The 26814-nt window shown below is 60.7% G+C and carries 20 protein-coding genes and 1 pseudogene; 11 read left to right on the plus strand and 10 right to left on the minus strand.

Features of this window, described 5'->3' with window-relative positions; genetic code table 11:
* Positions 1-93: 93 nt before the first annotated feature.
* The 4 genes from mgrA to ABJ99_RS22585 all read right to left on the minus strand — a co-directional run bounded on the left by mgrA (position 94) and on the right by ABJ99_RS22585 (position 5867).
* On the minus strand, positions 94-1131 hold the full coding sequence (gene mgrA / locus ABJ99_RS22570) for an L-glyceraldehyde 3-phosphate reductase (RefSeq protein WP_054087707.1): 1038 nt from the start codon (positions 1129-1131) through the stop codon (positions 94-96).
* 80 nt (positions 1132-1211) lie between these two features.
* Complete coding sequence (locus ABJ99_RS22575; RefSeq protein ID WP_080378278.1) at positions 1212-2147, minus strand: sulfonate ABC transporter substrate-binding protein; 936 nt, start codon at positions 2145-2147, stop codon at positions 1212-1214.
* A 190-nt stretch (positions 2148-2337) separates the two neighbouring features.
* Positions 2338-3663 (minus strand): LLM class flavin-dependent oxidoreductase, encoded by a 1326-nt coding sequence (locus ABJ99_RS22580; RefSeq protein ID WP_054087708.1) that lies wholly within the window; start codon positions 3661-3663, stop codon positions 2338-2340.
* A gap of 35 nt (positions 3664-3698) precedes the next feature.
* Positions 3699-5867: a TonB-dependent receptor gene (locus ABJ99_RS22585; protein ID WP_375232744.1), complete on the minus strand. Its 2169-nt coding sequence runs from the start codon at positions 5865-5867 to the stop codon at positions 3699-3701.
* 316 nt (positions 5868-6183) lie between these two features.
* Between ABJ99_RS22585 and ABJ99_RS22590 the strand changes: the two genes are divergently transcribed.
* Entirely contained in the window at positions 6184-7230 is a 1047-nt protein-coding gene (locus ABJ99_RS22590) for a LacI family DNA-binding transcriptional regulator (RefSeq protein WP_054087710.1), read from the plus strand.
* A gap of 196 nt (positions 7231-7426) precedes the next feature.
* On the opposite strand, the gene betT is transcribed toward ABJ99_RS22590, so the two are convergent.
* The gene (betT, locus tag ABJ99_RS22595; RefSeq protein ID WP_174518436.1) at positions 7427-9382 is read right to left on the minus strand and encodes a choline transporter BetT; all 1956 of its coding nucleotides are present in this window, start codon (positions 9380-9382) and stop codon (positions 7427-7429) included.
* A 637-nt stretch (positions 9383-10019) separates the two neighbouring features.
* Between betT and hutU the strand changes: the two genes are divergently transcribed.
* The 9 genes from hutU (at position 10020) to hutG (ending at position 21219) form a co-directional block, all read left to right on the plus strand.
* Positions 10020-11717: a urocanate hydratase gene (hutU, locus tag ABJ99_RS22600; RefSeq protein ID WP_054087712.1), complete on the plus strand. Its 1698-nt coding sequence runs from the start codon at positions 10020-10022 to the stop codon at positions 11715-11717.
* Between the two features lie 111 nt (positions 11718-11828).
* Positions 11829-12797 carry an ABC transporter substrate-binding protein gene (locus tag ABJ99_RS22605; RefSeq protein WP_054087713.1) on the plus strand — a complete coding sequence of 323 codons (969 nt, stop codon included), beginning with the start codon at positions 11829-11831 and terminating at the stop codon, positions 12795-12797.
* A 73-nt stretch (positions 12798-12870) separates the two neighbouring features.
* Entirely contained in the window at positions 12871-13722 is an 852-nt protein-coding gene (locus ABJ99_RS22610; protein ID WP_007252759.1) for an ABC transporter permease, read from the plus strand.
* On the plus strand, positions 13719-14549 hold the full coding sequence (locus ABJ99_RS22615; protein ID WP_054087714.1) for a quaternary amine ABC transporter ATP-binding protein: 831 nt from the start codon (positions 13719-13721) through the stop codon (positions 14547-14549). Before ABJ99_RS22610 ends, ABJ99_RS22615 begins: the two co-directional genes overlap by 4 nt.
* 12 nt (positions 14550-14561) lie before the next feature.
* The gene (locus ABJ99_RS22620) at positions 14562-16103 is read left to right on the plus strand and encodes an HAL/PAL/TAL family ammonia-lyase (protein ID WP_054087715.1); all 1542 of its coding nucleotides are present in this window, start codon (positions 14562-14564) and stop codon (positions 16101-16103) included.
* A 56-nt stretch (positions 16104-16159) separates the two neighbouring features.
* Entirely contained in the window at positions 16160-17707 is a 1548-nt protein-coding gene (gene hutH, locus ABJ99_RS22625; RefSeq protein ID WP_054087716.1) for a histidine ammonia-lyase, read from the plus strand.
* Positions 17708-17809: 102 nt separating this feature from the next.
* A complete protein-coding gene (locus ABJ99_RS22630; RefSeq protein WP_054087717.1) occupies positions 17810-19186 on the plus strand; it encodes an amino acid permease in 1377 nt (458 codons plus the stop codon).
* 15 nt (positions 19187-19201) lie between these two features.
* Complete coding sequence (gene hutI / locus ABJ99_RS22635; RefSeq protein ID WP_054087718.1) at positions 19202-20407, plus strand: imidazolonepropionase; 1206 nt, start codon at positions 19202-19204, stop codon at positions 20405-20407.
* Between the two features lie 11 nt (positions 20408-20418).
* Positions 20419-21219 carry an N-formylglutamate deformylase gene (hutG, locus tag ABJ99_RS22640; RefSeq protein WP_054087719.1) on the plus strand — a complete coding sequence of 267 codons (801 nt, stop codon included), beginning with the start codon at positions 20419-20421 and terminating at the stop codon, positions 21217-21219.
* 295 nt (positions 21220-21514) lie between these two features.
* Here the strand turns inward: hutG and ABJ99_RS22645 are convergent, their stop codons facing one another.
* Positions 21515-23773 (minus strand): heavy metal translocating P-type ATPase, encoded by a 2259-nt coding sequence (locus ABJ99_RS22645; protein ID WP_054087720.1) that lies wholly within the window; start codon positions 23771-23773, stop codon positions 21515-21517.
* An 86-nt stretch (positions 23774-23859) separates the two neighbouring features.
* On the opposite strand from ABJ99_RS22645, the gene cadR reads away from it, so the two are divergent.
* Positions 23860-24306 carry a Cd(II)/Pb(II)-responsive transcriptional regulator gene (gene cadR / locus ABJ99_RS22650; RefSeq protein ID WP_007252751.1) on the plus strand — a complete coding sequence of 149 codons (447 nt, stop codon included), beginning with the start codon at positions 23860-23862 and terminating at the stop codon, positions 24304-24306.
* 21 nt (positions 24307-24327) lie between these two features.
* Here cadR and ABJ99_RS22655 read toward each other — a convergent pair.
* The 4 genes and pseudogenes from ABJ99_RS22655 to lgt form a co-directional block, all read right to left on the minus strand.
* Positions 24328-24561, minus strand: a pseudogene (locus tag ABJ99_RS22655) (hypothetical protein); the annotation flags it as partial.
* A gap of 91 nt (positions 24562-24652) precedes the next feature.
* The gene (locus ABJ99_RS22660; RefSeq protein WP_054087722.1) at positions 24653-24850 is read right to left on the minus strand and encodes a hypothetical protein; all 198 of its coding nucleotides are present in this window, start codon (positions 24848-24850) and stop codon (positions 24653-24655) included.
* A gap of 76 nt (positions 24851-24926) precedes the next feature.
* Positions 24927-25898 carry a thymidylate synthase gene (locus tag ABJ99_RS22665; protein WP_054087723.1) on the minus strand — a complete coding sequence of 324 codons (972 nt, stop codon included), beginning with the start codon at positions 25896-25898 and terminating at the stop codon, positions 24927-24929.
* A gap of 52 nt (positions 25899-25950) precedes the next feature.
* Positions 25951-26763, minus strand: coding sequence for a prolipoprotein diacylglyceryl transferase (gene lgt, locus ABJ99_RS22670; RefSeq protein ID WP_054087724.1), 813 nt, complete (start codon positions 26761-26763; stop codon positions 25951-25953).
* Positions 26764-26814: the final 51 nt, after the last annotated feature.

Consider the following 26814-nt stretch of genomic DNA (forward strand, 5'->3'; position numbering starts at 1 on the left):
GGACGACGCTTCGCTTGTCCGCGAACTGCCGGGGACCGGCAGCAAAACCAACCGCCTCGGTGTATCAGACACAACCGGGGCGACCTGTTTCAGTCACTCAGCCAGCGATGGCTTTTCCCACAGGTTGATCCCGCCTTCCACCGCAAAGCTGTCGATTTCGGCCAGCTCTTCGGGGCTGAACGCCAGGTTTTGCAGCGCGCCAACGTTTTCGATGATCTGCTCCGGACGGCTGGCGCCAATCAGCGCTGAAGTCACACGCGGATCGCGCAGGGTCCAGGCCAAGGCCATTTGCGCCAGACTCTGGCCACGACGCTGGGCGATTTCGTTGAGGGCGCGTACGTGCGCGATGTTCTGCTCGGACAAGTGCGAAGCCTGCAGCGAACCGCCGCCCGGACGATTGACCCGCGCATCCTTGGGCACGCCGTTCAGGTATTTGTCCGACAGCAACCCCTGCGCCAGCGCAGTGAAGGCGATCACCCCCGCACCCAGCTCCTCGGTCGCATCGAGCAGGTCTTTCTCGACCCAGCGGTTGAGCAGGTTGTAGGCCGGCTGATGAATCAGCAACGGCACTTTCCACTCTTTCAACAGCGCAGCGATTTCGCGGGTCTTGGCCCCGGAATACGACGAAATGCCGATGTACAGCGCCTTGCCCTGCTGCACGGCAGTAGCCAGCGCGCTGGCGGTTTCTTCCAGCGGGGTGTCCGGGTCGAAGCGGTGCGAGTAGAAAATATCGACGTAATCCAGACCCATGCGTTGCAGGCTTTGATCCAGGCTGGCCAGCACGTATTTACGCGAGCCACCGCCTTGCCCGTAAGGCCCCGGCCACATGTCCCAGCCTGCCTTGCTGGAGATGATCAGTTCATCACGGTAATGCTTGAAGTCTTCGCGCAACAAACGGCCGAAGTTGATCTCGGCGCTGCCGTAGGGCGGGCCATAGTTGTTGGCCAGGTCGAAATGGTTGATGCCCAGATCGAATGCAGTGCGCAGCATGGCGCGCTGGGTGTCGATCGGCGTGCTGTCACCGAAATTGTGCCACAGCCCCAAAGACAGCGCCGGAAGCACCAGCCCGCTGCGGCCGGTGCGGCGATAAGGCATGTCGTTGTAACGATTTTCGGCAGCGATGTAGGTCATTGAATCCTCTCTTGTCTGGGGATATTCGAGTCATCTTGACTGCGCTTGCGAACTTGAACCATCTGCTCGCCGCGCGGGAATCATGGCTTTTGCCAGACGACCTGCTGAATGTCGACCCGCTTGGGTATCAAGTGGTTGTCGTAAAACAGATCAGCGGTCGCCTGCTGCGCACGCACGATCTCAGGGGTGATCGGCAGGCTCGGCGATGCGGGCCGGTGGTCAAGATACTGAGTGATGACCGCTTCGGACAACCCCATGCTGCGCGCCAGAATCTGAATACTCTCGACGCGCTGGTTGCGGGACAGGCCATCAGCCACAGTCAGTTCGTCGAGGATCTGCTGCACGAACTGCCCGTTTTTCTCGGCAAACGCCCGGCGTGCGGTATAGAAAGGCCCCGACAGCCCAAGACCTTCGCCATTGGCCAGCAGGCGGCTATGGCCTTCAGTCATGGCGATTGAATAATACGGGTCCCAGATTGCCCAGGCGTCGACGCTGCCGTTTTCAAACGCGGCGCGGGCATCCGCCGGGGTCAGGTAGATCGGCTGGATATCCTTGAACGTCAAACCGGCCTTGTCAAGCGCACGCAGCACCACGTTATGGGAGCTTGAGCCCTTCTGCAGCGCGACCTTGCGGCCTTTCAGGTCAGCAACACTGTGCAGCGGACTTTCGTTGCGCACCAGCAGGGTTTCCGCCTGCGGCTTGGCGGGCTCCGCACCGATGTAGACCAGGTCTGCACCTGCGACCTGAGCAAAGATCGGCGGAATGTCGCCGGTCGAAGCGATGTCCAGGCTGCCGATGTTCAACGCCTCAAGCATCTGCGGCCCGGCCGGAAACTCGATCCATTTGATTTTTGTATCAGGAAAACGCGTCTCCAGCAGCGCGTGCTCCTTGGCCAGCACCAGGTTTATCGAGCCTTTCTGATAGCCGATGCGCAGCGTGTCGGGATCGTTGGCAGAGGCTGTATTGAGCAAGCCGCTGAAAGCCAGAATGGCGGCGATGAAGGTGAATGGTTTCATGGGTGATCCTTTAATTGAGTGGTCTATGCCCAATCTCTGTGCTGTAAAAAATCCGCTTTTGATTCTGGCCGAAGGCCGTGGGAGCGACCGGGGCGGCGATCCGCATTGTTCGCGAAGGGGCCGGNGCCCTGCGGGCAGAAGCCTGAGCGCGCCGTTTTCTGAGTCCTCCAGGGCTTGCATGCGGGGAATATCAAAACCTGTAAGCAGGCCGCTGCAGCCCCAGGTTCTCGCGCAACGTTGTGCCTTCGTACTCAGTACGAAACAGCCCCCGCCGCTGCAACTCCGGCACCAGCAATTGCGCGACGTCTTCCAGACCGCCCGGCAGATGCGGCACGAGCACGTTGAAGCCGTCCGCCGCGCCGTGTTCGAACCAGATTTGCAGCTCATCGGCGATCTGCGCAGGCGTGCCGATCAGACTGTAGTGCCCCCGCCCACCGGCAATCCGCCGCCCCAGTTGCGCAAGGGTCAGGTTTTCCTGATCGGCCAGTTCGGTGAGCAGCTTTTGCCGACTGCGCTGGCCGCTGTCGGTCAACGGCAGTTCCGGCAATGGCCCATCCAGCGGATAGCCGGAAAGGTCGAAATTGCCCAGCATGCGCCCCAACAAAGCGACGCCCACCTGCGGCTCGACCAGCGCCTGAAACGACTCGAACTTCTCTTTCGCCAGCACTTCGGTCTCCGCCACGACGATGAACACGCCGGGCATGACTTTCAGTGAATCCGCGTCACGCCCGTAAGCGCTCAAACGCCCCTTGATGTCGGCATAAAACGCCTGGGCACTGGCCAGCGAGGTCTGCGCGGTGAACACCACTTCCGCCGTCTGCGCCGCCAGATCACGTCCGACTTCCGAGGAACCGGCCTGCACCACCACCGGCTGACCCTGCGGCGAGCGCGCCACGTTCAGCGGGCCTTTGACGCTGAAATGCTCGCCCACATGATTCAGCACATGCACGTTGGCCGGGTCGTAATACTCGCCGCTGGCCTTGTCGCGGGTGAAAGCGTCGTCTGTCCAGCTGTCCCACAGGCCGGTCACCACCTGGTGAAACTCCCGCGCTCGGCTGTAACGCTCGGCATGGGCGACATGTTCGGCGCGACCGAAATTCTGCGCTTCGGCGGCGGCATCCGACGTCACCAGATTCCAGCCCGCCCTGCCGCCCGACAGATGATCCAGCGAGGCGAACTTGCGGGCGACGTGATAGGGCTCGTTGTAGGTGGTCGTCGCCGTTGCAATCAGGCCGATGTGATCGGTCACCGCGCTCAGCGCTGACAGCAACGTCAACGGCTCGAAATGATCCGAGCGCGCCATGCGACTGGCGATATCACCGGTCGCCGCAGCCACACTGTCGGCCACAAACAACGTATCGAATTTCGCTGCCTCGGCGACCTTGGCCAAATGCCGGTAGTGCTTGAAATTCAGCCCCGCATCCGCAGGCACATCCGGGTGACGCCAGGCCGCAACATGGTGCCCGGTGGCCATCAGGAAAGCGCCCAGTTTCATCTGTCGAGCAGTCGTGCTCATGCTTCACTCCTTACTGTGTTACTGCGGGCAGCGACTCAAAAATCCTTGCGCAGCTGCACGCCGAAATAACGTTCGTCATCACGCGGCACGGATCGGTAAACGTAGTTGCCGCCAGTCGCCAGCATCGGTGAATAAGACTTGTCCGCCAGATTCTTGCCGAGCAATGCCACGCGCCAGCCGCTGTTGTAGTCGGCCAGTGCTACGCTGGCGTTCAAGATGCCGTATGCACCCTGTTTGGTGTCCGGGTTCTGGCTGATGTCGTACTGCACTTCGCTCTGCCAGCTGTAATCGGTGCCCAGTTCGATATCCAGACCGTTGTCCAGCGGGATGGTGTAATCGGCGCGAACGTAGCTTTTCCAGTCCGGACTGTAGGGCAAGGTTTTACCATCGACATTGCACGACGCCGCCGCACCGGCCGGACAGGCAAACGTGTCGATGCGCGCACGGGTGTAGGACAGCGCGCCGGAAAGCTTAAGGTTATGGGTGGCCTGCAAGGCATAATCCAGCTCGACGCCTTCGGTGCTGACGCTGCCTGCGTTGATCAACCGTGTTACGACCTGCCCGGCCACGCTGTCGAAGAAGTTCGCCTGGTAGTTGTCGTAATCGCTGTGGAACACCGCCAGGTTGGTGGTCAAACGATTGTCCCACGTGGTGGCCTTGAGGCCGACTTCCCAAGTGTTGGAGGTTTCCGGCTTGAGGGCTTCGGTGTCACGCGGCTGCATGTTGAAGAACACGTTATAGGCCGGGCCTTTGTAGCCACGCGAGTAGGTGATGTAGGTCATCACGCTGTCGCTCAGGTCGTATTGCAAGCCGAGACGCCCGGACTTGCCGTCCTCGTCCACCGACCCGGAACTGCGGGTCGCAGGCTGAATGCCGCTGACCGTGGTGGCTGATGTCGAAACGCGACGGTGATCGTATTCCAGGTCGTCGTGGGTCCAGCGCGCACCGGCAATAGCGCGGAAGTCCGGCGTGAAGTTGAAGGTGGTTTCGCCAAACACCGAGTAGCTGTCGGTGGTGGTGCTGTAATCGGCGATGCCACGGTTTTGCGTGGTCGGCGTAATGAGCGTGCGCTGATAGGTTTCGTCACTCTTGCCGTGCATGTAGAACAGCCCGCCGACGTACTCGACAAACCGGCCTTTCGGCGACGCCAGACGCAGCTCCTGGGAATACTGGTTGAACTCAAGATCACCTTTGTCTTCTGTGCCAGGAAAGGCGGCGGTGATGGTGCCAAGACGGTCGCCGTCCTGATACTGGGTGTTGTCCCAACCACGCCAGGCGGTGATGGACGTCAGCGTGTAATCGCCCAGTTGCCAGTCGAGCTGGCCGGACAAACCTTTGTTGACGTCCTCGACGTGGCTGCGGTAATCGCTGAGCACGTTACGGTTGTCGCTGTCAGCACGTGCCGGTGCCAGCGCACTGGCAAACGCCGGGGTCAGCGCCTTGGTCACCACGCCATTGGGCGCGTCATCGTGGGATTGCATGTAGTCCGCAGCGAGGGTAAAGGTGATGTCATCGTTGGGCGTGAATTCCAGCTTGCCGCGCGCGCCCTTGCGGTTGTAACCGTTGACTTCCTGACCATTGCGCTCGTTGTCGACGTTGCCGTCGTAGCTGCCGAACAGCGTGGTGATCGAGCCCTTGAGGGTCTGCGGAATCAGACTGCCGCCAATGCCGAAACGGGTGCGGCTTTCGTTGCCGCTGTAATACGACTGATCGATATAACCGTGGGTCTCTTCGGTCGGCGCCTTGGTGGTAACGTTGAGCACACCGGCCGACGCATTCTTGCCGAACAGCGTGCCTTGCGGGCCGCGCAGCACTTCGATGCGCTCAAGATCGAGCAGGTCTAGCGTGGCCTGACCCGGACGCGCATACACCACACCATCGATCACCGTCGCCACCGTCGGCTCGACGCCCGGCGAAGTGGAAATGGTGCCAACACCGCGAATGAACAGCGAGGTGTCCTTGTTGGAAGCGCCAGTACGGAAGTTCAGCGACGGCACTTGTTGCACGATGCTGGCCACGCCATTGCGGTTGTCCCGCTCCAGCTGTTCGCCCTGAATCACCGAGACCGCGACCGGCACTTTTTGCAGCGACTCTTCACGGCGTGTGGCGGTCACGGTGACCGCTTCCAGCGCGACGATTTCCGTATTCTGCGCTGCATCGGTATCCGCCATGGCCGGCACCCACGGCAAGGCCGTCAGCCCCATCAACAGCCAGCCATAACGACGCCACCGCGCCGCATGAGCCTGATCGATGGATTGGGCCAGAAGTGTGTGTTCGACGACATCCCCACGTGTTGTGTGCATCTGCGTGCCTGCCTGAATATGCCCTGATCCGACAGTGCAATGCGCACTGACGTGTGTTCTTGCTGGCTAAACCGGGTCCGGGCATTCGCGGTGGCGAGTAGCAGAAAACCATCTTTGTTAGCGCTAACATCGCCAGTATCAGGAAGTGACTGATAGATCGTCCAATACTGAAAAATTAGTTTTATATTCTTTTTGCTTTTATACGAAGTGATCGATCATGGCCGACGAAGAAACTGCGACACGCAAACGCCGAGGCGCAGGCCGGGTGACGATCACCTCCGTGGCACGCCAGGCGGGGGTGTCGGCCATCACTGTGTCGCGCTATTTCAATCAGCCCGAGCAAGTATCACCAAAGTTGCGCGAACGCATTGCAGCGGCAGTCAGCGCGCTGGGCTACGTACCCAATCTGGTAGCGGGTGGTCTGGCGTCGGCGCGCAGCAAGGTGGTGGCGATGGTGATACCCAACATCTCCGGTCCCATCTTCGCCAACACCATTCAGGGCTTCAGCGACACGTTGAGCCGACATGGCTTTCAGTTGTTGCTGGCCTCCAGCTACTTTTCCGCCGAGCAGGAAGAAAGCGCCGTGCGGGCGTTTCTGGGCTGGTCCCCGGCGGCACTGGTATTGACCAGTCGCTTTCACAGCCCCGCGACCGAAAAGATGATCGAGCAGACCGATATCCCGGTGATCGAAACCTGGGACCACCAGCCCGAACGCAGCCCGATCCAGATTGGTTTCTCTCACTTCGACGTCGGCGTTACCGCAGCCCGCTATCTGCACGCCAAAGGCTATCGCCGCATCGCGTTCGTGCAGAACAGCATCGCGGGCGACTTCAGCGCGCTGGAGCGGCGCGACGGATACGCAGCCACTCTGGAAGGGCTGGGCCTTAAACCGTGGGTATTCGTCCCGGACGCCGGGCGAGCGCCATTCGAGGCGGGTAAACAGGCGATGGAAACACTGATGAGCCAGACACCACGCCCCGACGCCATCTTTTTCGCCAACGACAATCTGGCCGCCGGAGCCCTGCTCGCCAGCCAGCGTGCCGGCCTGCACATCCCGCAGGACTGCGCCGTCATGGGCTTTGGCGACTATGCCTTCGCAGAAATGATGCTGCCCAGCCTGACCACCATCAAACCGCCCGCGCTGGAGATCGGCGTCATGGCCGCGACGCGCGTGCTTGAAAGCCTTGGGGTGTTGCAGGTGGAGGAGGAAATACAGCGGCTGAATCTGCTGGATTGCAGATTGGTGGAGCGGGAGAGTACGTGAGCCCGACGCAATCTCGTGCCCATGCTCCGCGCTTATGGCCACACAATGACTATCGTGCGACGCTGCGCGTCGCATGCCATTCTGGACGCTCCGCGTCCGGCCTTGAGCAGGCAGCGCGGCGCAGATTTGTGACGCGGAGCGCCAAGAAGGGCATTCCCACCAGAGCGTGAGGAACGATAGGTGCTTCCAGCCCCGATCAACGCACCAGATGCAGAAACTGCATATGCCGCTCGTACTGGTCGAGCACGTCGTTGATCACCTGTTCCTTGGTGTAGCCCACCAGGTCGTAATCCTGGCTGCCTTCGCTCAGGTGAACTTCGGCGCGATAGTAGCGGCGGTTGTTCAGCTGTTTGGAGCCCATGCCACCGCGCGCGAACGATGGTGTGAAGAAGCCTTTCATCTGCACCTGGTAGATGAACGGGCGCTCTTCACCATGGCCGATCTCCAAAGTCACCGAGTCGTTGGACGGGTCAGGCACGTTGACGACGCTCAAGCCCTTCTCGACAAACACCGCCGTTACCTCTTCGATAGCCGGACGCACGGTCTGGTCGAGGAAGCGATACACCTCGTCGCGCGACGGGTAATGCACGGCCTGGCTCAGGCGCTGACGCCAGCCGCCACGTCGTGAACCGGACACTGGTGCCAGCGAATACAACTGCGCAATCTTGCGCTGGGACTCCATGACGAACGCCTTGTGCAGGCCCCACATCATCAACAGCAGGATCAGCGAGAACGGCAGAGAAGTCAGCACCACCGCCGATTTCAGCGCATCGATACTGCCCGAGAACAACAGGCCGCTGGTGATCAGCGCGGTGGCTACACCCCAGAACACGCGCAGCCATTTCGGGCCGTCTTCGTCGGGGTTGCCGCCTTTGGCCGAAAGCGTCGACAGCACCACGGTGCCGGAATCGGCAGAGGTGACGAAGAACACGAAGCTGATGAACACCGTGACCGCGATGACCGTCTTGCTCCACGGATAGGTTTCCAGCAGCAGGTACAGCGTCATCGACGGGTCATCGATCGCCGACTGGCCCAACGCGACCATGCCGTGGTTAAGCACTTGATCGATGGCGCTGTTGCCGAAGATCGACATCCACGCCAGGGTGAAGCCCAGCGGAATCAGCAGCACACCGAAAACGAATTCCCGGATGGTCCGGCCACGGGAAATACGCGCGATGAACAGGCCCACGAACGGTGCCCAGGCAATCCACCAGGCCCAATAGAACACGGTCCAGCCACCCAGCCAGTCACTCGGCTCGTTGTAGGCATAGACGTCGAAACTCTTGCTCGGCAGCGCGCCCAGGTAGTCACCGATGTTCTGCACCAGCGTGTTGAGCAAGTGCTGAGTGGGGCCTGCAAACAACACGAACAGCAGTAGCGCGCAGGCCAGCAGCATGTTGATGTCGGACATGACGCGCACGCCCTTGTCGACCCCGGCGATGGCCACCAGAATCGCCGCGCCCATCATCAGGGTGATCAGGCCGACCTGAATCCATTGCGTGTGCGGAACGCCAAACAGGTAATCGAGACCGGAGTTAAGGTGCAGCACCCCGAAACCCATGTCCGCACCCAGGCCGAAGATGGTCGCGATGATGCCGAAGCCATCGACGGCGTAGCCGATAGGGCCGTTGATACGCTTGCCGATCAGCGGATACAGCGCCGAACGCAAGGCCAGCGGCAGGTTGTGGCGATAGGCGAAGTAGGCCAGCGCCATGCCGACGAAGGCAAACACGCCCCAGCCATGCAGACCCCAGTGCAAAAACAGCAGTTGCATGCCCTGGCGCGCAGCCTCAGCCGTGCCGCCCTCGCCTTGTGGCGGTTGCAGCAAATGCGTCAGGGGTTCTGAAACGCAGAAGAAGAACAGCGTGATGCTGATCCCGGCAGCGAACAGCATGCCGGCCCACGACAGGTAACTGAACTCGGGTTCGTCGTGGTCGGCACCGAGCTTGATCTTGCCGAAGCCCGACAAGGCGGTGACCACCACGAAGACCAGATACAAGGTCATGACCATCATGTAATACCAGCCGACCGTGTTGGCCGCCCAGTTTTGTGCGGCCAGCAGCCATGCACCGCTGGCTTGCGGGAAGGCGATGACAACGATGCCGAAGATCAGGATGAAGCTCGCAGCGAAGTAGAACACTGGGGCATTCATGCGGACCATTCCGCTGGGAGGTGTACTCGTGGCACTCATCGAGAACGTACCTCCAGACTGATAAAACCAACTGCAAAAAACGGATACGGCAAGGGTAAGCCTCCAGTTGTGAGCGGGCAGCGAACCACCGGTTTAACTTGAATGAACGTTCAATTTAAACATGAAAGCGCCCGCGAAGACCAATCGCAGGCCGGTAAACGCTGGCTCAGGCCACGGTATGACGTGCGGCAGAGCGCGTTCGTTCCCATGCCAGAGCGAGGCAATCAAGCAGCCTGAAGCCGCTCCTGGCCGCTAACGTTTCCGGCCTTGCAACCCTGCGCACACTCTCTGCACCAATCTGTTACCAGCCGCCTCAAAACGGCGCAAAACACTCGCCGGGTAACGTCACCCATCGCGCGTCGGAAATTTTCGTCAGGCCGGAATATCTCTCCCGAGGCACTGATTACAGGGCTTTAACAGCACTGGACGATCAAAAAAGCAGCCCGGTGCAAAGTTGGTCTTTTGATTGCATATGCTTGTATGTACAAGTAGAGACAGGTCGGCCAACCTGTGCTCCACCGGACTGAACCAGCCTGCTTCGCCAGGCACTGCTCGCCCTTAACGGGGCTGATCTGGACTGATCGCCGAGGATTTTTTTGTGACCGAGAATAATCAAGACCTGAAGCAGGACTGGACCCGCCACCGCGAAGGCGTCGTACGGGCTGCCCGCGGCACTCAATTGACGGCCAAGAGCTGGATGACCGAAGCGCCGCTGCGCATGTTGATGAACAACCTCGACCCGGAAGTTGCCGAGAACCCCAGCGAACTGGTGGTTTACGGTGGTATCGGTCGCGCAGCGCGCAACTGGGAGTGCTACGACAAGATCGTCGAAAGCCTGACCCGGCTCAACGATGACGAAACCCTGCTGGTGCAATCCGGCAAGCCGGTCGGTGTGTTCAAGACCCACAGCAACGCCCCGCGCGTGCTGATCGCCAACTCCAACCTGGTGCCGCACTGGGCCAGCTGGGAGCATTTCAACGAGCTGGATGCCAAGGGCCTGGCGATGTATGGCCAAATGACTGCTGGCAGCTGGATCTACATCGGCAGCCAGGGCATCGTTCAGGGCACTTACGAAACCTTCGTCGAAGCCGGTCGTCAGCACTATGACGGCAACCTCAAAGGCCGCTGGGTGCTGACCGCCGGTCTGGGCGGCATGGGTGGCGCGCAGCCGCTGGCCGCGACACTGGCCGGGGCCTGCTCGCTGAACATCGAATGCCAGCAAAGCCGCATCGATTTCCGCATCAAGACCCGCTACGTTGACGAACAGGCCGCTGATCTCGATGACGCACTGGCACGCATCGCCAAGTACACCGCCGAAGGCAAGGCCATCTCCATCGCCCTGTGTGGTAACGCGGCAGATATTCTGCCGGAAATGGTCCGTCGCGGTGTGCGCCCGGACATGGTCACCGACCAGACCAGCGCCCACGACCCGCTCAACGGCTATCTGCCTAAAGGCTGGACCTGGGATGAGTACCGCGCCCGCTCGGTGAGCGAGCCGGCCAGTGTGGTCAAGGCGGCCAAGCAGTCGATGGCCGAACACGTCGAAGCCATGCTCGCCTTCCAGCAAGCCGGCATTCCGACCTTCGACTATGGCAACAACATTCGTCAGATGGCCAAGGAAGTCGGCGTGACCAATGCCTTCGATTTTCCGGGTTTTGTGCCCGCCTACATCCGCCCGCTGTTCTGCCGTGGCATCGGCCCGTTCCGCTGGGCCGCGCTGTCGGGTGACCCGCAGGACATCTACAAGACTGACGCCAAGGTCAAAGAGCTGATCCCGGACGACGAGCACCTGCACAACTGGCTGGACATGGCCCGCGAACGCATCAGCTTCCAGGGCCTGCCGGCGCGTATCTGCTGGGTCGGCCTGGGTCAACGCGCCAAGCTGGGCCTGGCGTTCAACGAAATGGTCCGCAGCGGCGAGCTGTCGGCACCGGTGGTGATCGGTCGTGATCATCTGGACTCCGGCTCGGTCGCCAGCCCCAACCGCGAAACCGAATCCATGCGTGACGGCTCGGACGCAGTCTCCGACTGGCCGCTGCTCAACGCCCTGCTCAACACCGCCAGCGGCGCGACCTGGGTGTCGCTGCACCACGGCGGCGGCGTTGGCATGGGCTTTTCACAGCACTCCGGCATGGTAATCGTCTGCGACGGTACGGATGAGGCCGCCGAGCGTATCGCCCGCGTACTGCATAACGACCCGGCCACTGGCGTGATGCGCCATGCCGATGCCGGTTACGACATTGCAATCGAATGTGCCAAAGAGCAGGGCTTGAACCTGCCGATGATTGGACGTTAGGCGTTTCGCGGTGATCAAACCGACAAACTCGGGAGCGGGCATAAGCATGCCCATGGGCCGGATGCCTGATTGAAGCTGCCGTCATCCATTTCAAGCTTGGGAGCATCGACAATGAACATGAAAAAGGCCCTGTACACCACATTGGTATCCGCAGGCTTGCTCGCCAGTGCAGGCGCAAGTCAGGCTGCCGGCTGGTGCGAATCAGGCAAACCGGTGAAGTTCGCCGGCCTGAACTGGGAAAGCGCGATGCTGTTGACCGACGTGCTGCAGGTCATTCTGGACAAGGGTTACGGCTGTGCTGTAGATGCTCTGCCCGGCAACTCCATCGCCATGGAAAACGCCCTGAGCACCAACGACATCCAGATTTTTGCCGAAGAATGGGTCGGCCGCAGTGAGGTCTGGAACAAGGCCGCCGCAGCCGGAAAAGTGGTCGGTGTCGGTGCGCCTATCGTCGGTGCCGTCGAAGGCTGGTACATGCCGCGTTACGTGATCGAGGGCGACGCCAAGCGCAAGCTGGAAGCCAAGGCACCCAACCTGAAATCCATCAGTGATCTGGCCCAGTATTCGGCGGTGTTCAAGGATCAGGAAGAGCCTGGCAAAGGCCGTTTCTACAATTGCCCGGCGGGCTGGACCTGCGAGCTGGAAAACAGCGAAATGCTCAAGAGCTACGGCCTGGAAAGCAAATACACCAACTTCCGCCCCGGCACCGGCCCTGCGCTGGATGCGGCTATTCTCTCCAGCTACAAACGTGGCGAGCCGATCCTGACTTATTACTGGTCGCCGACGCCGCTGATGGGCCAGGTGGATCTGGTGCGTCTGGAAGAGAAGGCCGGGGTCAACAAGACCATCGATATCAAGGTCGGTGTGTCCAAAGTGTTCCACGAGCAGGCGCCTGAGCTGGTTGCGGTGCTGGAAAAGGTCAACCTGCCAATCGACCTGCTCAACCAGAACCTGGGACGCATGGCCAAGGAACGTATTGAATCGCCGAAGCTGGCGAAGATTTTTCTGAAAGAGCACCCGGAAGTCTGGCACAAGTGGGTCAGTGAAGACGCCGCGAAAAAGGTGGACGCCTCGCTGTAAACGCCAGGGCGGCCAGCCTGACAAGCCGTCTGCCCTGACCGTTGACCCGACACACCTCATTTGAGAGCCGCTTATGTTTCCTGAAAGCTTCACTTTCTCGATCGCCAACTGGGTCAACGACGGGGTCGACTCGCTGGTGACCCAGTACGGCGATGTGTTCCGGCACATCTCCGACACCCTGCTGTGGGCCATCGTCAACCTCGAAAGCCTGCTGCGCATGGCCCCGTGGTGGCTGATGCTGATCATTGTCGGCGGTATCGCCTGGCACGCAACGCGCAAAATCATCACTACCGTGGTGATCGTCGGCCTGCTGTTTCTGGTCGGTGCGGTCGGGTTGTGGGACAAGCTGATGCAGACCCTGGCGCTGATGCTGGTCGCCACGATCATTGCGGTGCTGATCGGCATTCCGCTGGGCATTCTCTCGGCGCGCAGCAATCGCCTGCGCTCGGTACTGATGCCGCTGCTGGACATCATGCAGACCATGCCCAGTTTCGTTTACCTGATCCCGGTGCTGATGCTGTTCGGTCTGGGCAAGGTCCCGGCCATCTTCGCCACCGTGATCTATGCCGCGCCGCCGTTGATTCGCCTGACCGACCTGGGCATTCGTCAGGTCGATGGCGAAGTGATGGAAGCGATCAATGCGTTTGGTGCCAATCGCTGGCAGCAACTGTTCGGCGTGCAACTGCCGCTGGCCATGCCGAGCATTATGGCGGGTATCAACCAGACCACCATGATGGCGCTGTCGATGGTGGTCATCGCTTCGATGATCGGCGCACGCGGGCTGGGTGAAGACGTACTGGTGGGCATTCAGACCCTCAACGTCGGACGCGGGCTGGAAGCGGGACTTGCCATCGTCATTCTGGCGGTCGTCATCGACCGAATCACGCAGGCCTACGGCCGCCCACGGCATGAGGCGCACAAATGAGCAGCGTGGAACCGAACAAGATCGTCGTCAAAAACGTGTTCAAGATTTTCGGCAACCGCTCGAAGGAAGCGCTGGCGCTGATCAAACAGAACCAGAGCAAGGATCAGGTTCTGTCGCAGACCGGCTGCGTGGTCGGCGTCAACGACCTGTCGCTGTCGATCGGCAGCGGCGAGATTTTCGTCATCATGGGCCTGTCCGGCTCCGGAAAATCGACGCTGGTGCGGCACTTCAATCGGCTGATCGACCCGACCAGCGGCGAAATTCTGGTCGATGGCGAAGACATCCTGCGCTACGACATGGAAGCCCTGCGCCAATTCCGGCGGCACAAGATCAGCATGGTCTTTCAAAGCTTCGGCCTGCTGCCGCACAAGACCGTGCTGGCCAACGTCGCCTATGGTCTGAAAGTACGCGGCGAGAGCAAAGCGCTGTGTCAGGAGCGCGCGCAGCACTGGGTCACGACAGTGGGCCTGAAAGGCTACGAGAACAAATACCCGCACCAGCTTTCCGGTGGCATGCGCCAGCGCGTCGGCCTGGCGCGAGCACTGGCAGCGGACACCGACATCATCCTGATGGACGAAGCGTTCAGCGCCCTCGACCCGTTGATCCGCGCCGAGATGCAGGATCAGTTGCTGGAACTGCAAGCCAGCCTGCACAAGACCATCGTGTTCATCACCCACGATCTGGACGAAGCGGTGCGCATCGGCAATCGCATTGCGATTCTCAAGGACGGGCGATTGATTCAGGTCGGTACGCCAAAAGAAATCCTTCACTCGCCCGCCGACGATTACGTGGACCGTTTCGTTCAGCGCCGCGTGGCCACCCTTTAAGGACTGTTGCAGATGTCGCGAGCAGAACAGATCGTCATCGGTGAAGCCCCGTTGGGCTGGCAGGACGTCGTCACCGTGGCCCGACATGGCGCGCAATTGTTGCTGTCGGACGCCGCCTGGGCACGGATCGATAACGCTCAGGCCATCGTGCAGCAGATCGTGGTCAGCGGCGAGCGAGCGTATGGCGTGAACACCGGGCTCGGCGCGCTGTGCAACGTGTCGCTGGAAGGCGAACAGCTCAGCCGTCTGTCGCGCAATACCCTGCTCAGTCATGCCTGCGGCGTCGGTACACCGCTGACCGACGAACAGACCCGCGCAATCATCTGCGCGGCCATTCTCAACTACAGCCAGGGCAAATCCGGCATCCATCGCCAAGTAGTCGAAGCGCTGCTGGCCTTGCTCAACCGGGGCATTACGCCACAGGTGTCGTCGCAGGGGTCGGTGGGTTACTTGACGCACATGGCGCACGTCGGTGTCGCGTTGCTGGGCATCGGCCAAGTGAGTTATCGCGGGCAAATCGTTCCGGCTGTGCAGGCGTTGAGTGAAGAAGGTCTGGCACCGGTAACCCTCGGCGCCAAGGACGGATTGTGCCTGGTCAACGGCACGCCGTGCATGACCGGCCTGAGCTGCCTGGCCATCGCCGATGCGGAGCGTTTGAGCCAATGGGCCGACGTGATCGGCGCCATGACCTTCGAAGCCCTGCGCGGCCAGCTCGATGCGTTCGATGAAAGCATTCTCGCGCTCAAGCCGCATCCGGGTATGCAGCAGGTGGGCAAGAACCTGCGCAGCATGTTGGCGGGCAGCGAAGTGCTGGCCAGCAGCCAGGGCATTCGCACGCAGGATGCACTGAGCATTCGCTCGATTCCCCAGGTGCACGGCGCAACCCGCGACCAGTTGGCCCATGCCATTCGCCAGATCGAGACGGAGCTGAACTCGGTCACCGATAACCCGATGCTGCTCGGCACGCCCGATGCCTGGCGCGTGGTGTCCCAGGCCAACCCGCATGGCCAGTCAGTGGCGATGGCGGCGGATGTACTGTGCATGGCGATGGCCGAACTGGGATCTATCGCCGAGCGGCGGCTGGATCGCCTGATCAACCCGATGGTCAGCGGCCTGCCGGCGTTTCTGGTCAGTCAGCCGGGGGTCAACTCGGGAATGATGATCGTCCAGTACGTCGCCGCCTCGCTCTGCGCAGAAAACCGCCAGTTGGCGCAACCGGCAGTGGTCGACAACTACGTCACTTCCGGCCTGCAGGAAGATCACCTGAGCATGGGCACCAGCGCCGCGCTCAAACTGCACAAGGTGCTGGGCAATGCCACGCAGATTCTGGCCATCGAATATTTACTGGCAGCCCAGGCATTCGAATTTCTCAAGGCGCAGCGTTTCGGCGTCGGTACGGACATGGCCTGGCGGCTGCTGCGCGAGCGGGTTCCGGCCTACGACGAAGACCGCTGGCTGGCCCCCGACATCGCCAGCAGTGCTGCCCTGCTCACAGACGAAACATCGCTGGAAAAGGTTTTTCAGCACTGCCGCGATCATGCAGCAGACCAATAAAAAAGCAGCTGACGGCCAAAAACCGTCGCTGACATCAATCAAGGAGTAGCTGCATCGTGACCACTTTCTCTGCCAAGACGCTGAACCTGATCCCCGGCCAGTTGACCCTCGCGCAATTGCGCGCCATCCATCAGCAGCCGGTCAGCCTGACGCTGGACAGCAGCGCAGACCGACAGATCGACGACAGCGTTGCCTGCGTCGAGCGCATTCTGGCCGAGAACCGCACCGCCTACGGCATCAACACCGGTTTCGGCCTGCTGGCCTCGACGCGAATCGCCAGCGAGGACCTGGAAAACCTGCAGCGTTCGCTGGTGCTGTCGCATGCGGCCGGTGTCGGCAAACCGATCAGCGATGATCTGGTGCGCTTGATCATGGTGCTCAAGGTCAACAGCCTGAGCCGCGGCTTCTCGGGTATTCGGCGGGTGGTGATCGATGCGCTGATCGCGTTGATCAATGCCGAGGTCTACCCGCATATTCCGCTCAAGGGTTCGGTCGGCGCTTCTGGCGACCTGGCTCCGCTGGCGCACATGTCGCTGGTGCTGCTGGGCGAAGGCAAGGCGCGCCACAAGGGCGAATGGCTGAATGCTGTCGACGCACTTGCCGTTGCTGGCCTGCAACCGCTGACCCTCGCCGCCAAGGAAGGGCTGGCACTGCTCAACGGCACGCAAGTGTCCACCGCTTACGCGCTGCGCGGCTTGTTCGAGGGCGAAGACCTGTTTGCCGCCGCTTTGACCTGCGGTTCGTTGACGGTCGAAGCGGTGCTCGGCTCACGCTCACCGTTCGATGCTCGTATTCATGCCGCGCGCGGTCAGCGCGGGCAGATCGATGCCGCTGCCTGTTACCGCGATCTGCTGGGCGAAAGCAGTGGCGTGTCGGAGTCGCACCGCAACTGCGACAAGGTTCAGGACCCCTACTCGCTACGCTGCCAGCCACAGGTGATGGGCGCGTGCCTGACCCAGTTGCGTCAGGCCGCCGAGGTGCTGGAAATCGAATCGAATGCGGTGTCCGACAACCCGCTGGTATTCGCCGCCGAGAACGACGTCATATCTGGTGGCAATTTTCACGCCGAGCCGGTCGCCATGGCGGCGGACAATCTGGCGCTGGCCATCGCCGAGATCGGCTCGCTCAGCGAGCGCCGCATTTCACTGATGATGGACACGCACATGTCGCAACTGCCGCCCTTCCTGGTGGCCAACGGAGGCGTCAATTCCGGGTTCATGATCGCGCAGGTCACCGCCGCCGCGCTGGCCAGTGAAAACAAGGCATTGGCCCATCCGCACAGTGTCGACAGCCTGCCGACCTCCGCCAATCAGGAAGACCACGTGTCGATGGCTCCGGCTGCCGGCAAGCGGTTATGGGAAATGGCAGAAAACGTTCGCGGGATTCTTGCCGTAGAATGGTTGGCTGCCTGTCAGGGGCTGGACTTGCGCGAGGGGCTGAAAACCTCTCCGAAGCTGGAACAAGCCCGCAGCCTGTTGCGCAGCAAGGTCCCGTTCTATGAAAAGGACCGCTTTTTTGCACCGGACATCGAAGCTGCCAGTCAGCTGTTGTCTTCCACTTGCCTGAACCCGCTGGTTCCTGCACGTCTGCTACCGAGTCTGTGATGCACCGCGAGCCTGGCAGGGCTCGCTTTGGTCATAGCTGCGGGAAGCCGGATGCAGGCGTTCTCGCGGCTTTTGCCATACCTGTAATGAAATGGACCTGAAATGACGTCACAAGATGGTTTGAAACGCGGGTTATCCGCCCGCCACATCCGCTTCATGGCCCTGGGCTCTGCCATCGGCACAGGGTTGTTCTACGGCTCGGCCTCGGCGATCCAGCAGGCCGGTCCCGCCGTACTGCTGGCCTACCTGATCGGCGGCGCGGCGGTGTACATGGTGATGCGCGCACTCGGCGAAATGGCCGTTCACGACCCGGTGTCCGGTTCGTTCAGCCATTACGCCACGCGCTATATGGGCCCGCTGGCCGGCTTCGTGCTGGGCTGGACCTACGCGTTCGAGATGATCATCGTCTGTCTCGCTGATGTGACCGCCTTCGGCATCTACATGGGCTTCTGGTTTCCGGAAGTGCCACGCTGGATCTGGGTGCTGGGCATCGTGTTCCTGATCGGCGCGCTCAACCTGTGCAACGTGAAGGTCTTTGGCGAAACCGAGTTCTGGCTGTCGATCCTCAAGGTCAGCGCCATCGTGGCGATGATCGTCGCAGGCTTCGGCATCATGATCTTCGGCATCGGCAGCTCGACCAGCGGCACTGAAATCGGCATCAGCAACCTGTGGGCGCACGGTGGCTTCATGCCCAACGGAGTGGCCGGTCTGATCGCCTCGTTCGCCGTGGTGATGTTCGCTTTCGGCGGCATCGAGATCATCGGTATTACGGCCGGTGAGGCTAAGGACCCGCAGCGCAGCCTGCCACAGGCGATCAACGCCGTGCCATTACGCATTCTGCTGTTCTACGTGCTGACCCTGTTTGTGCTGATGTGCATCTACCCTTGGCCGCAGATCGGCACCCAAGGCAGCCCGTTCGTGCAGATTTTCGACAACCTGGGCATTGCCTCGGCGGCGACCATTCTCAATATCGTGGTGATCTCTGCGGCGGTGTCAGCCATCAACAGCGACATCTTCGGCGCCGGGCGCATGATGTACGGCCTGGCGCGTGACGGTCAGGCGCCAGCGAGCTTTGCGCGTCTGTCGCGTCAAGGCGTGCCGTGGATGACCGTGCTGGTGATGGGCGTGACGCTGCTCGGCGGCGTGCTGCTCAATTACCTGATCCCCAAAGACGTGTTCCTGCTGATTGCTTCGCTGGCAACCTTCGCCACAGTCTGGGTCTGGCTGATGATCCTGCTGACCCAGGTCGCCATGCGCCGTTCGATGAACCGCGAAGAAGCCGCACAGCTGAAATTCGCCGTGCCGTTCTGGCCTTACGGGCCCGCCGCCGCCATCGTCTTCATGTTGTTCATCTTCGGCGTGCTGGGCTATTTCCCGGACAACCGTGCAGCCTTGATCGTCGGCGCAATCTGGATTGTGCTGCTGCTCATCGCCTACGGGTTGTGGGTCAAGCCAAAGGCGCTCAACAAAACCTATTGAACCGAGAGGCCCGGAATGAAAACGCTCTGGAAAAACTGTCACATAGCAAGCATGGCACACGGCAAATACTCGATCATCGAGGACGCCGCCATCGTGACCTTCGGAGCGCTCATCGAGTGGATCGGGCCTCAGGCTGAGCTGGTCGAGCAGGAACATGACAACTGCATCGATCTGGACGGCGCGTGGGTCACGCCCGGCCTGATCGACTGCCACACGCACACGGTGTTTGGCGGCAACCGCAGCGGCGAGTTTGAACAGCGCCTGCAAGGTGTGAGTTATGCCGAGATCGCCGCAGCGGGCGGCGGTATTGCCAGCACCGTGCGCGCGACCCGTGCCGCCAGTGAGGATGAGCTGTACGCCAGCGCCGAGCGTCGTCTGCGGCACTTACTGAAAGACGGCGTGACCACGGTGGAGATGAAATCGGGCTACGGGCTGGACCTGGAAAACGAGCGCAAGATCCTGCGGGTGATTCGTCGTCTGGGCAACACCCAGCCGGTCACCGTGCGCGCCACCTGCCTGGCCGCCCACGCCCTTCCCCCGGAATACGCTGACCGTGCCGATGACTTCATCAGCCACATCTGCAACGACATGCTCCCGGCGCTGGCAGCCGAAGGGCTGGTGGACGCGGTGGATGCGTTTTGCGAGTACCTGGCGTTTTCGCCTGCGCAGGTCGAGCAGGTGTTCATCACGGCAGGGCAACTGGCGCTGCCGGTGAAACTGCATGCCGAGCAGCTTTCTTCGCTGGGCGGGTCGAGCCTGGCAGCGCGCTACAAGGCGCTGTCAGCGGACCATCTGGAATTCATGACCGAAGACGACGCCATTGCCATGGCCGCTGCCGGAACCGTCGCAGTGTTGCTGCCAGGAGCGTTCTACTTCCTGCGTGAAACTCAACTGCCGCCGATGGAAGCGCTGCGCAAGCACGGCGTGCCGATTGCGATTTCCACCGACCTCAACCCTGGCACTTCGCCCGGCCTGTCGTTGCGCCTGATGCTGAACATGGCCTGCACGCTGTTTCGCATGACGCCCGAAGAAGCACTGGCGGGGGTGACGTTCAATGCCGCCAAGGCGTTGGGCATGAGCGCGACCCACGGCTCGCTGGAGGTCGGCAAGGTGGCCGATTTCGTTGCCTGGAACATCGAACGACCGGCTGACCTGGCCTACTGGCTGGGCGGCGATCTGGACAAACGCATCGTGCGCCACGGCGTCGAATCATCGATCTGAAGGAGAGCCCTGTGGATAACGTTCTGACATTCAACCGTGGGCGCGTCCCGCTGCTGATCAGCATGCCGCACGCCGGCCTGAAGCTGACGCCGGTGGTCGAAGCGGCTTTGGTGGACGAGGCGCTGAGCCTGCCGGACACCGACTGGCACATCCCGCGCCTGTATGACTTTGCTGCCGAACTGGGCGCGAGCACCCTGGCCGCGGAGTATTCGCGGTTTGTCATCGACCTCAATCGGCCGTCAGACGACAAGCCGATGTACGTGGGTGCAACCACCGGCCTCTTCCCGTCGATCCTGTTTGACGGTGTGCCGCTGTTCAAGGAAGGCCAGACGCCGAGTGCCGAAGAGCGCGCGCGGTACCTGGAGCAGATCTGGACGCCCTATCATCAGACGCTGGAACAGGAACTGCAGCGGATGCGCGATGAATTTGGCTATGCACTGCTGTTCGACGCCCACTCGATTCGCGGGCACATTCCGCACTTGTTCGATGGCCGCCTGCCGGACTTCAATCTGGGCACCTTCAATGGCGTCAGCTGCGACCCGGAACTCGCCAACCGAATGGAGCAGGTCTGCGCAACGGCCAAGGATTACAGCCACGTGCTGAACGGACGCTTCAAGGGCGGCCACATCACCCGCCACTACGGCAACCCGGCCAACAACATCCACGCCGTGCAGCTGGAACTGGCGCAAAGCACCTACATGGATGAATTCGTCCCCTTCCACTACCGCCCGGATCTGGCCGAGCCGACCCGCGCCGTGCTCAAGCCACTGCTGGAAACCTTTATTGCCTGGGGGCAGGAGCGCTTTAGCTGATCGCCCGAGCGTTAGAAATAGGCCCTGAAGAGCCCGAAAGACAAGGCTCTCAGGCTCCTCCCCGCAGGGCGTGGGAGACAAGGCTTTCAGGCTCCTGCCCGCAGGGCGTGGGAGACAAGGCTTTCAGGCTCCNGAAGGCGTCAGTTCAGACGATGCATTTTCGGGGAATGTGCTGGCCTTATCGTGGACAAGTCCACTCCCACGACCTTAAGCAGACTTGCGTATAACGATGACGGCTCCGCGTGGGAATGCCGTTCTGGACGCTCCGCGTCCGCCCATCAACGTTCCTGACTGATCACTTCTTGAGCAAGCGCAAGCCGTTGAACACCACCAGCAGGCTCACGCCCATGTCCGCAAACACGGCCATCCACATGGTCGCCAGACCCGCGAAGGTGATGCCGATGAACAGCACTTTGGTCGCGATGGCTAAAATGATGTTCTGTTTGAGCACCGCAGAGGTCTGGCGCGACAGCCGAATGAACGTCGGAATCTTGCGCAGATCATCGTCCATCAAGGCGACATCGGCTGTTTCAATTGCCGTATCAGTTCCCGCAGCCGCCATCGCAAAGCCAATTTCAGCCCGAGCCAGTGCCGGTGCGTCATTGATGCCGTCGCCCACCATGCCCACGCGATGGTTGCGCGCGTAAAGCGCTTCGATGGCACTCAGTTTGTCGGCCGGCAGCAGGTTGCCCTGCGCCTCATCGATACCGACCTGATCGGCAATCGCCTTGGCGGTGTGCGGGTTATCACCCGTCAGCATGACGGTCTTGATGCCCAGTTCATGCAACTGAGCAATGGCTTCACGGCTGGTTTCCTTCACGGTGTCGGCTACCGCAAACAGCGCGATCGGACCGGACGCATCCAGCAACAGCACCACGGTCTTGCCCTGCATTTCCAGCGCATCCAGCCTGGCCTCCAGCTCTGGCGAGCACAAGCCCAGCTCTTCGACCAAGCGGTGGTTGCCCAGGTGATACATCTGGCCGTTCACTTCGCCCTTCACGCCGCGCCCGCCCAAAGCTTCAAACGCAGTCACCTCATGCAGCGTCAGACTGTCATCAGCGGCTTTGGCAATCGCCTGAGAAACCGGGTGATCGGAGCGACCGGCAAGGCTCGCGGCGATGGCCGGTGCACTGTCGGCGACCGTCGGGTCCAGCGGCACGTAGTCGGTCTGCACCGGCTTGCCATGTGTGAGGGTGCCGGTCTTGTCGAGGGCCAGGTAATCAAGCTTCTCGCCCATCTCCAGATAAACACCGCCCTTGATCAGAATGCCCTTGCGCGCTGCGGCTGCCAGCCCGCTGACAATGGTCACCGGCGTAGAAATCACCAGTGCACATGGGCACGCGACGACCAGCAACACCAGCGCCCGGTAAATCCAGTCAAACCATTCGCCGCCAAAAAACAGCGGCGCAATCAGCGCCACGCCCAAGGCCACAACGAACACCACCGGCGTATAGATGCGCGAAAAGCTGTCGACAAAACGCTGGGTCGGCGCGCGTGAACCCTGAGCCGCTTCCACCGCATGAATGATGCGCGCCAGCGTCGAATTGTTCGCCGCAGCGGTGACGCGATACTCCAGCGATCCCGCCTGGTTGATAGTGCCCGCGAAGACTTTATCGCCAACGGTTTTCTCGACCGGCAGGCTTTCACCCGTGATAGAGGCCTGATCAATGGTCGAGTTCCCGGACACCACCTCACCGTCCAGCCCGACGCGCTCACCCGGTTTGATGCGGACAATAGCGCCCAGTTCGACGTTTTTGGCTTCAATTTCCTGCCAACTGCCGTCCGCCTGCTTGACGGTCGCCAGTTCCGGCGTCAGTTGCATCAGGCCGCTGATCGCGTTGCGGGCGCGGTCCAGGGATTTGGCTTCGATCAACTCGGCCACGGTAAACAGAAACATCACCATCGCCGCTTCAGGCCACTGACCGATCAGAATCGCGCCAGTCACCGCAATGCTCATCAGGGCATTGATGTTCAGGTTGAAGTTCTTGAGTGCGATCCAGCCCTTCTTGTAAGTAGTAAGCCCACAACTGAAGATCGACACCAACGCCAGCAGTGCAACGACCCAAGTCGGCCCGAGCGAAGCCAGATGGACCACTTCGGCGCCCAGCGCTGTCACGCCGGACAATGCCAATGGCCACCAGTGTTTCGCCGGCGCAGGAACCGATGCAGCAGGCGCAGCACCCTCTTCTACAGGATCGGCCTGCATGCCCAGCGAGCTGATGGCTTCGCGAATCGGGTCGGTGGACGGCAGATCATGCCAGACGCCCAGCAGGCGGTTGATCAGATTGAACTCGAGCTTCTGCACACCGGCCAGCTTGCCGAGCTTGTTCTGGATCAGGGTCTGCTCGGTCGGGCAATCCATCGCTTCGATGCGGAAGTTGCTCAAGCGGCTGCCGGATGTTGGCGCGTCGGTGAACGTCACCAGGGCAGGCTGCGCATCGCTGGAGCAGCACGACTGCGCAGGCTCTGGGGATTTATGCTCGTGTTCGTGCGCCCCGTGATCATGGTCATGAGCGTGGTCATGTGCGGGTGGATTCTTGATGGTCGTGCCCATTTTTTTGCGCTCCAGGATTCTACTTGTTGCCAAGTGAACACCCTGTAGCCACTATAGGGTCAAGCACTCAATCGAGATGAGTCCATATGAAAATCGGCGAACTGGCAAAACTGACCGATACCCAGGTCGAAACCATCCGTTATTACGAACGCGAAGGCCTGCTGCCCGCCCCCGCCCGCAGTGACGGCAACTATCGGCTGTACACCCAGGCGCACATGGAACGCCTGTCGTTCATCCGCAACTGCCGCAGCCTGGACATGACCCTCGAAGAGATTCGAAACCTGCTCAACCTGCGCGACAGCCCGCAGGACCAGTGCGAAAGCGTCAATGCGCTGATCGACGAACACATCGAACACGTCAACGCTCGCGTCGCAAGCCTGCAAGCACTCCAGGAACAACTGCTCGACCTGCGCCGCCGCTGCAGCGATGGAGTGGCAGAGCACTGCGCGATACTGGAGAGGCTGGAAGTGACGGGGGCCGTTGCGGCGCCCGAGGGCGAGCCTTCACATGTGGGCAGGAGTCATGGGCATTGAGGTGGGTTTGAGATCTCTGATTCAGCGCTGCGCAGCTTGCACCGCCGCTACAAGCTCAGTGATCGCCTTTACGAGCTGATCTTTGGCAGCTTTCTCTTTCGCAACCTCTTCACCCGCCCGCTCAGAATCAACGCGCTTGAACGCTTCGCGTACTTCTTCGCTGAATACGCTGATCGACACGATATTTTCCTGCCGAAAACCAATAGGCCTGAGCGGTGTATCGCTTGGATAATCGGTCGTGTAAACGACTGTCATAGCGATGCAATCTGCAGTAAACGGTGGGATCCTTCAGGCACACCAAAAAGCCGCTGACGAGTAGCGGCAGAAGAAGTAAAAACGCCATTTATCAGGATTCTGCTTGCGCAGTGACCAGTTTTTTAGCCTTATCGCGGGAGGAGCGAACCAAGCCTTCGATTTCTTTGGCGTCCATGGACATGCGACCATCCCTTACCACAAGAGTATCGATGCTCTTGATTGCCTGCATGAGGGCCTCGTCTTCAGCCTTCTTCGTATCACTACGATGTCCAATCCGATTGAAAAACATAGTCGATTCCATTGAACAGGGTCAGGGGGTGTGCGCTGAAACTATAGCACAGCGCTAAATTTGCTCTCTTACGGGCTCAAACCGCCATCGGCGCAGTCATTGCCGGATGATGCTGATAGCCTTCCAGCGAAAAGTCCGAGGGCTCGATCAGCTCCAGCCATTCAGGCTGATAAACACCGGTCTTGGCAAATTCCGGCACGCGGTCGGAGATCACCAGTTTTGGCATCGGATACGGCTCGCGGGTCATTTGCTCGTTGAGCATGTCCAGGTGGTTCTCGTACACATGGGCATCGCCGATGAAATAGGTGAACCAGCGCGGCGTGTAGCCGGTCAGGCGGCCGATCAGGCTGAGCAGTGCCGCGCCTTCGGTCAGGTTGAACGGTGTGCCGAGGCCCAGGTCGTTGGAGCGGATGTACAGGGTCAGGGAGATTTCGCGGGTCTGCGGGTTGGGGTGCAGCTGGTACAGCAGGTGGCACGGCGGCAGGGCCATTTCATCGAGCTGTGCGCAGTTCCAGCCGTGGAACAGGATGCGGCGGCTGCCCGGGTCATTGATGATGGTGTCGATGCACTGGCGAATTTGGTCGATGGCCTTGTACAGCACCACGAACGACTGGCCGTCTTCTTCCGATTCGGCAATCTGACGATAACCCTGGCCGAGCGCCAGCTCGATGGCTGCCACGTTGCCCGCGTCGATGCGCTTGTAGGCAGGCCATTTACGCCATTGCACGCCGTAGATTTCACCCAGATCGTCTTCGCCCTTGCGGAACGGGTTGTTCAGCCACTGAGCGTTTTCGTTAGCGTTCTGGTCCCAGACCTTGCAGCCCAGTTCGCGGAATTCGGCGGCATTGCTCACGCCACGCAGAAAGCCGACCATCTCGCCGATGGCGGATTTGAAGGCCATACGCCGTGTGGTGATCGCCGGAAAACCTTCCTGCAAGTCGTAACGCAGCATGGCACCCGGAAAGCTGATGGTGTTCACGCCGGTACGGTTGGCTTGCAAGGTGCCGTGCTTGATCACATGAGCGACCAGTTCCAGATATTGCTTCATAAATCACCTGCGTTGTTGAACGCGCCGGGCATTGTGACCCGGCGTTTCGGTGTTAAACCGCTGCCTTGCTGGCAGCCGGGTCGCGCTTGTAGGCCAGCCAGATCAGGAACAGGCCTGCGATGATCATCGGCAGGCTGAGAATCTGACCCATAGTGACCCAGCCCCATGCCAGATAACCCAACTGGGCATCAGGAACGCGGACAAACTCGACCACAAAGCGGAAGATCCCGTAGAACAGCGCGAACATGCCGGATACGGCCATGGTCGGGCGTGGCTTGCGAGCGTACAGATTGAGAATGATGAACAGTGCCACGCCTTCCAGTGCGAACTGATACAACTGCGACGGGTGGCGCGCCAGTTGCGCAGGGTCGCTGTAAGGCGGGAAAATCATGGCCCACGGCACGTCGGTCGGCTTACCCCACAGTTCGGCGTTGATGAAGTTGCCAATGCGCCCGGCACCCAGGCCGATTGGCACCAATGGGGCGACAAAATCCATCAACTGGAAGAAGCTTTTGCCGTTGCGCTTGCCGAACCACCAGGCCGCGATCATGACCCCGACAAAGCCGCCGTGGAACGCCATGCCACCCTTCCAGACCTCGAATATCAACAGAGGATTGGCGATGTAGGCAGACAGGTCGTAGAACAGCACATAGCCCAGCCGCCCACCGACGATCACGCCCATGGCCAGCCAGAAAATCAGATCGGAGAGTTTTTCCTTGGTCCAGGTCGGGTCGAACTTGTTCAGACGACGCGACGCGAGCAGCCAGGCGCCACCGATGCCGACCAGGTACATCAAACCGTACCAGTGAATTTGCAGCGGGCCGATAGCGACGGCTACCGGGTCAATCTGCGGGTAAGGCAGCATTGCGAATCCTCAATTGGAACGCCCTAGCGAGCGACTGAATCAGGCGCGCAT

Source organism: Pseudomonas syringae pv. cilantro, from assembly GCF_001293775.1.
GTDB lineage: Bacteria > Pseudomonadota > Gammaproteobacteria > Pseudomonadales > Pseudomonadaceae > Aquipseudomonas > Aquipseudomonas syringae_P.

Coding starts and splice junctions, on each gene's coding strand:
- mgrA (WP_054087707.1), bottom strand. CDS start 1,131: ATGACCTACATCGCTGCCGAAAATCGTTACAACGACATGCCTTATCGC.
- ABJ99_RS22575 (WP_080378278.1), bottom strand. CDS start 2,147: ATGAAACCATTCACCTTCATCGCCGCCATTCTGGCTTTCAGCGGCTTG.
- ABJ99_RS22580 (WP_054087708.1), bottom strand. CDS start 3,663: ATGAGCACGACTGCTCGACAGATGAAACTGGGCGCTTTCCTGATGGCC.
- ABJ99_RS22585 (WP_375232744.1), bottom strand. CDS start 5,867: ATGGGGCTGACGGCCTTGCCGTGGGTGCCGGCCATGGCGGATACCGAT.
- ABJ99_RS22590 (WP_054087710.1), top strand. CDS start 6,184: ATGGCCGACGAAGAAACTGCGACACGCAAACGCCGAGGCGCAGGCCGG.
- betT (WP_174518436.1), bottom strand. CDS start 9,382: ATGAATGCCCCAGTGTTCTACTTCGCTGCGAGCTTCATCCTGATCTTC.
- ABJ99_RS22605 (WP_054087713.1), top strand. CDS start 11,829: ATGAACATGAAAAAGGCCCTGTACACCACATTGGTATCCGCAGGCTTG.
- ABJ99_RS22610 (WP_007252759.1), top strand. CDS start 12,871: ATGTTTCCTGAAAGCTTCACTTTCTCGATCGCCAACTGGGTCAACGAC.
- ABJ99_RS22615 (WP_054087714.1), top strand. CDS start 13,719: ATGAGCAGCGTGGAACCGAACAAGATCGTCGTCAAAAACGTGTTCAAG.
- ABJ99_RS22620 (WP_054087715.1), top strand. CDS start 14,562: ATGTCGCGAGCAGAACAGATCGTCATCGGTGAAGCCCCGTTGGGCTGG.
- ABJ99_RS22630 (WP_054087717.1), top strand. CDS start 17,810: ATGACGTCACAAGATGGTTTGAAACGCGGGTTATCCGCCCGCCACATC.
- hutI (WP_054087718.1), top strand. CDS start 19,202: ATGAAAACGCTCTGGAAAAACTGTCACATAGCAAGCATGGCACACGGC.
- ABJ99_RS22645 (WP_054087720.1), bottom strand. CDS start 23,773: ATGGGCACGACCATCAAGAATCCACCCGCACATGACCACGCTCATGAC.
- cadR (WP_007252751.1), top strand. CDS start 23,860: ATGAAAATCGGCGAACTGGCAAAACTGACCGATACCCAGGTCGAAACC.
- ABJ99_RS22660 (WP_054087722.1), bottom strand. CDS start 24,850: ATGTTTTTCAATCGGATTGGACATCGTAGTGATACGAAGAAGGCTGAA.
- ABJ99_RS22665 (WP_054087723.1), bottom strand. CDS start 25,898: ATGAAGCAATATCTGGAACTGGTCGCTCATGTGATCAAGCACGGCACC.
- lgt (WP_054087724.1), bottom strand. CDS start 26,763: ATGCTGCCTTACCCGCAGATTGACCCGGTAGCCGTCGCTATCGGCCCG.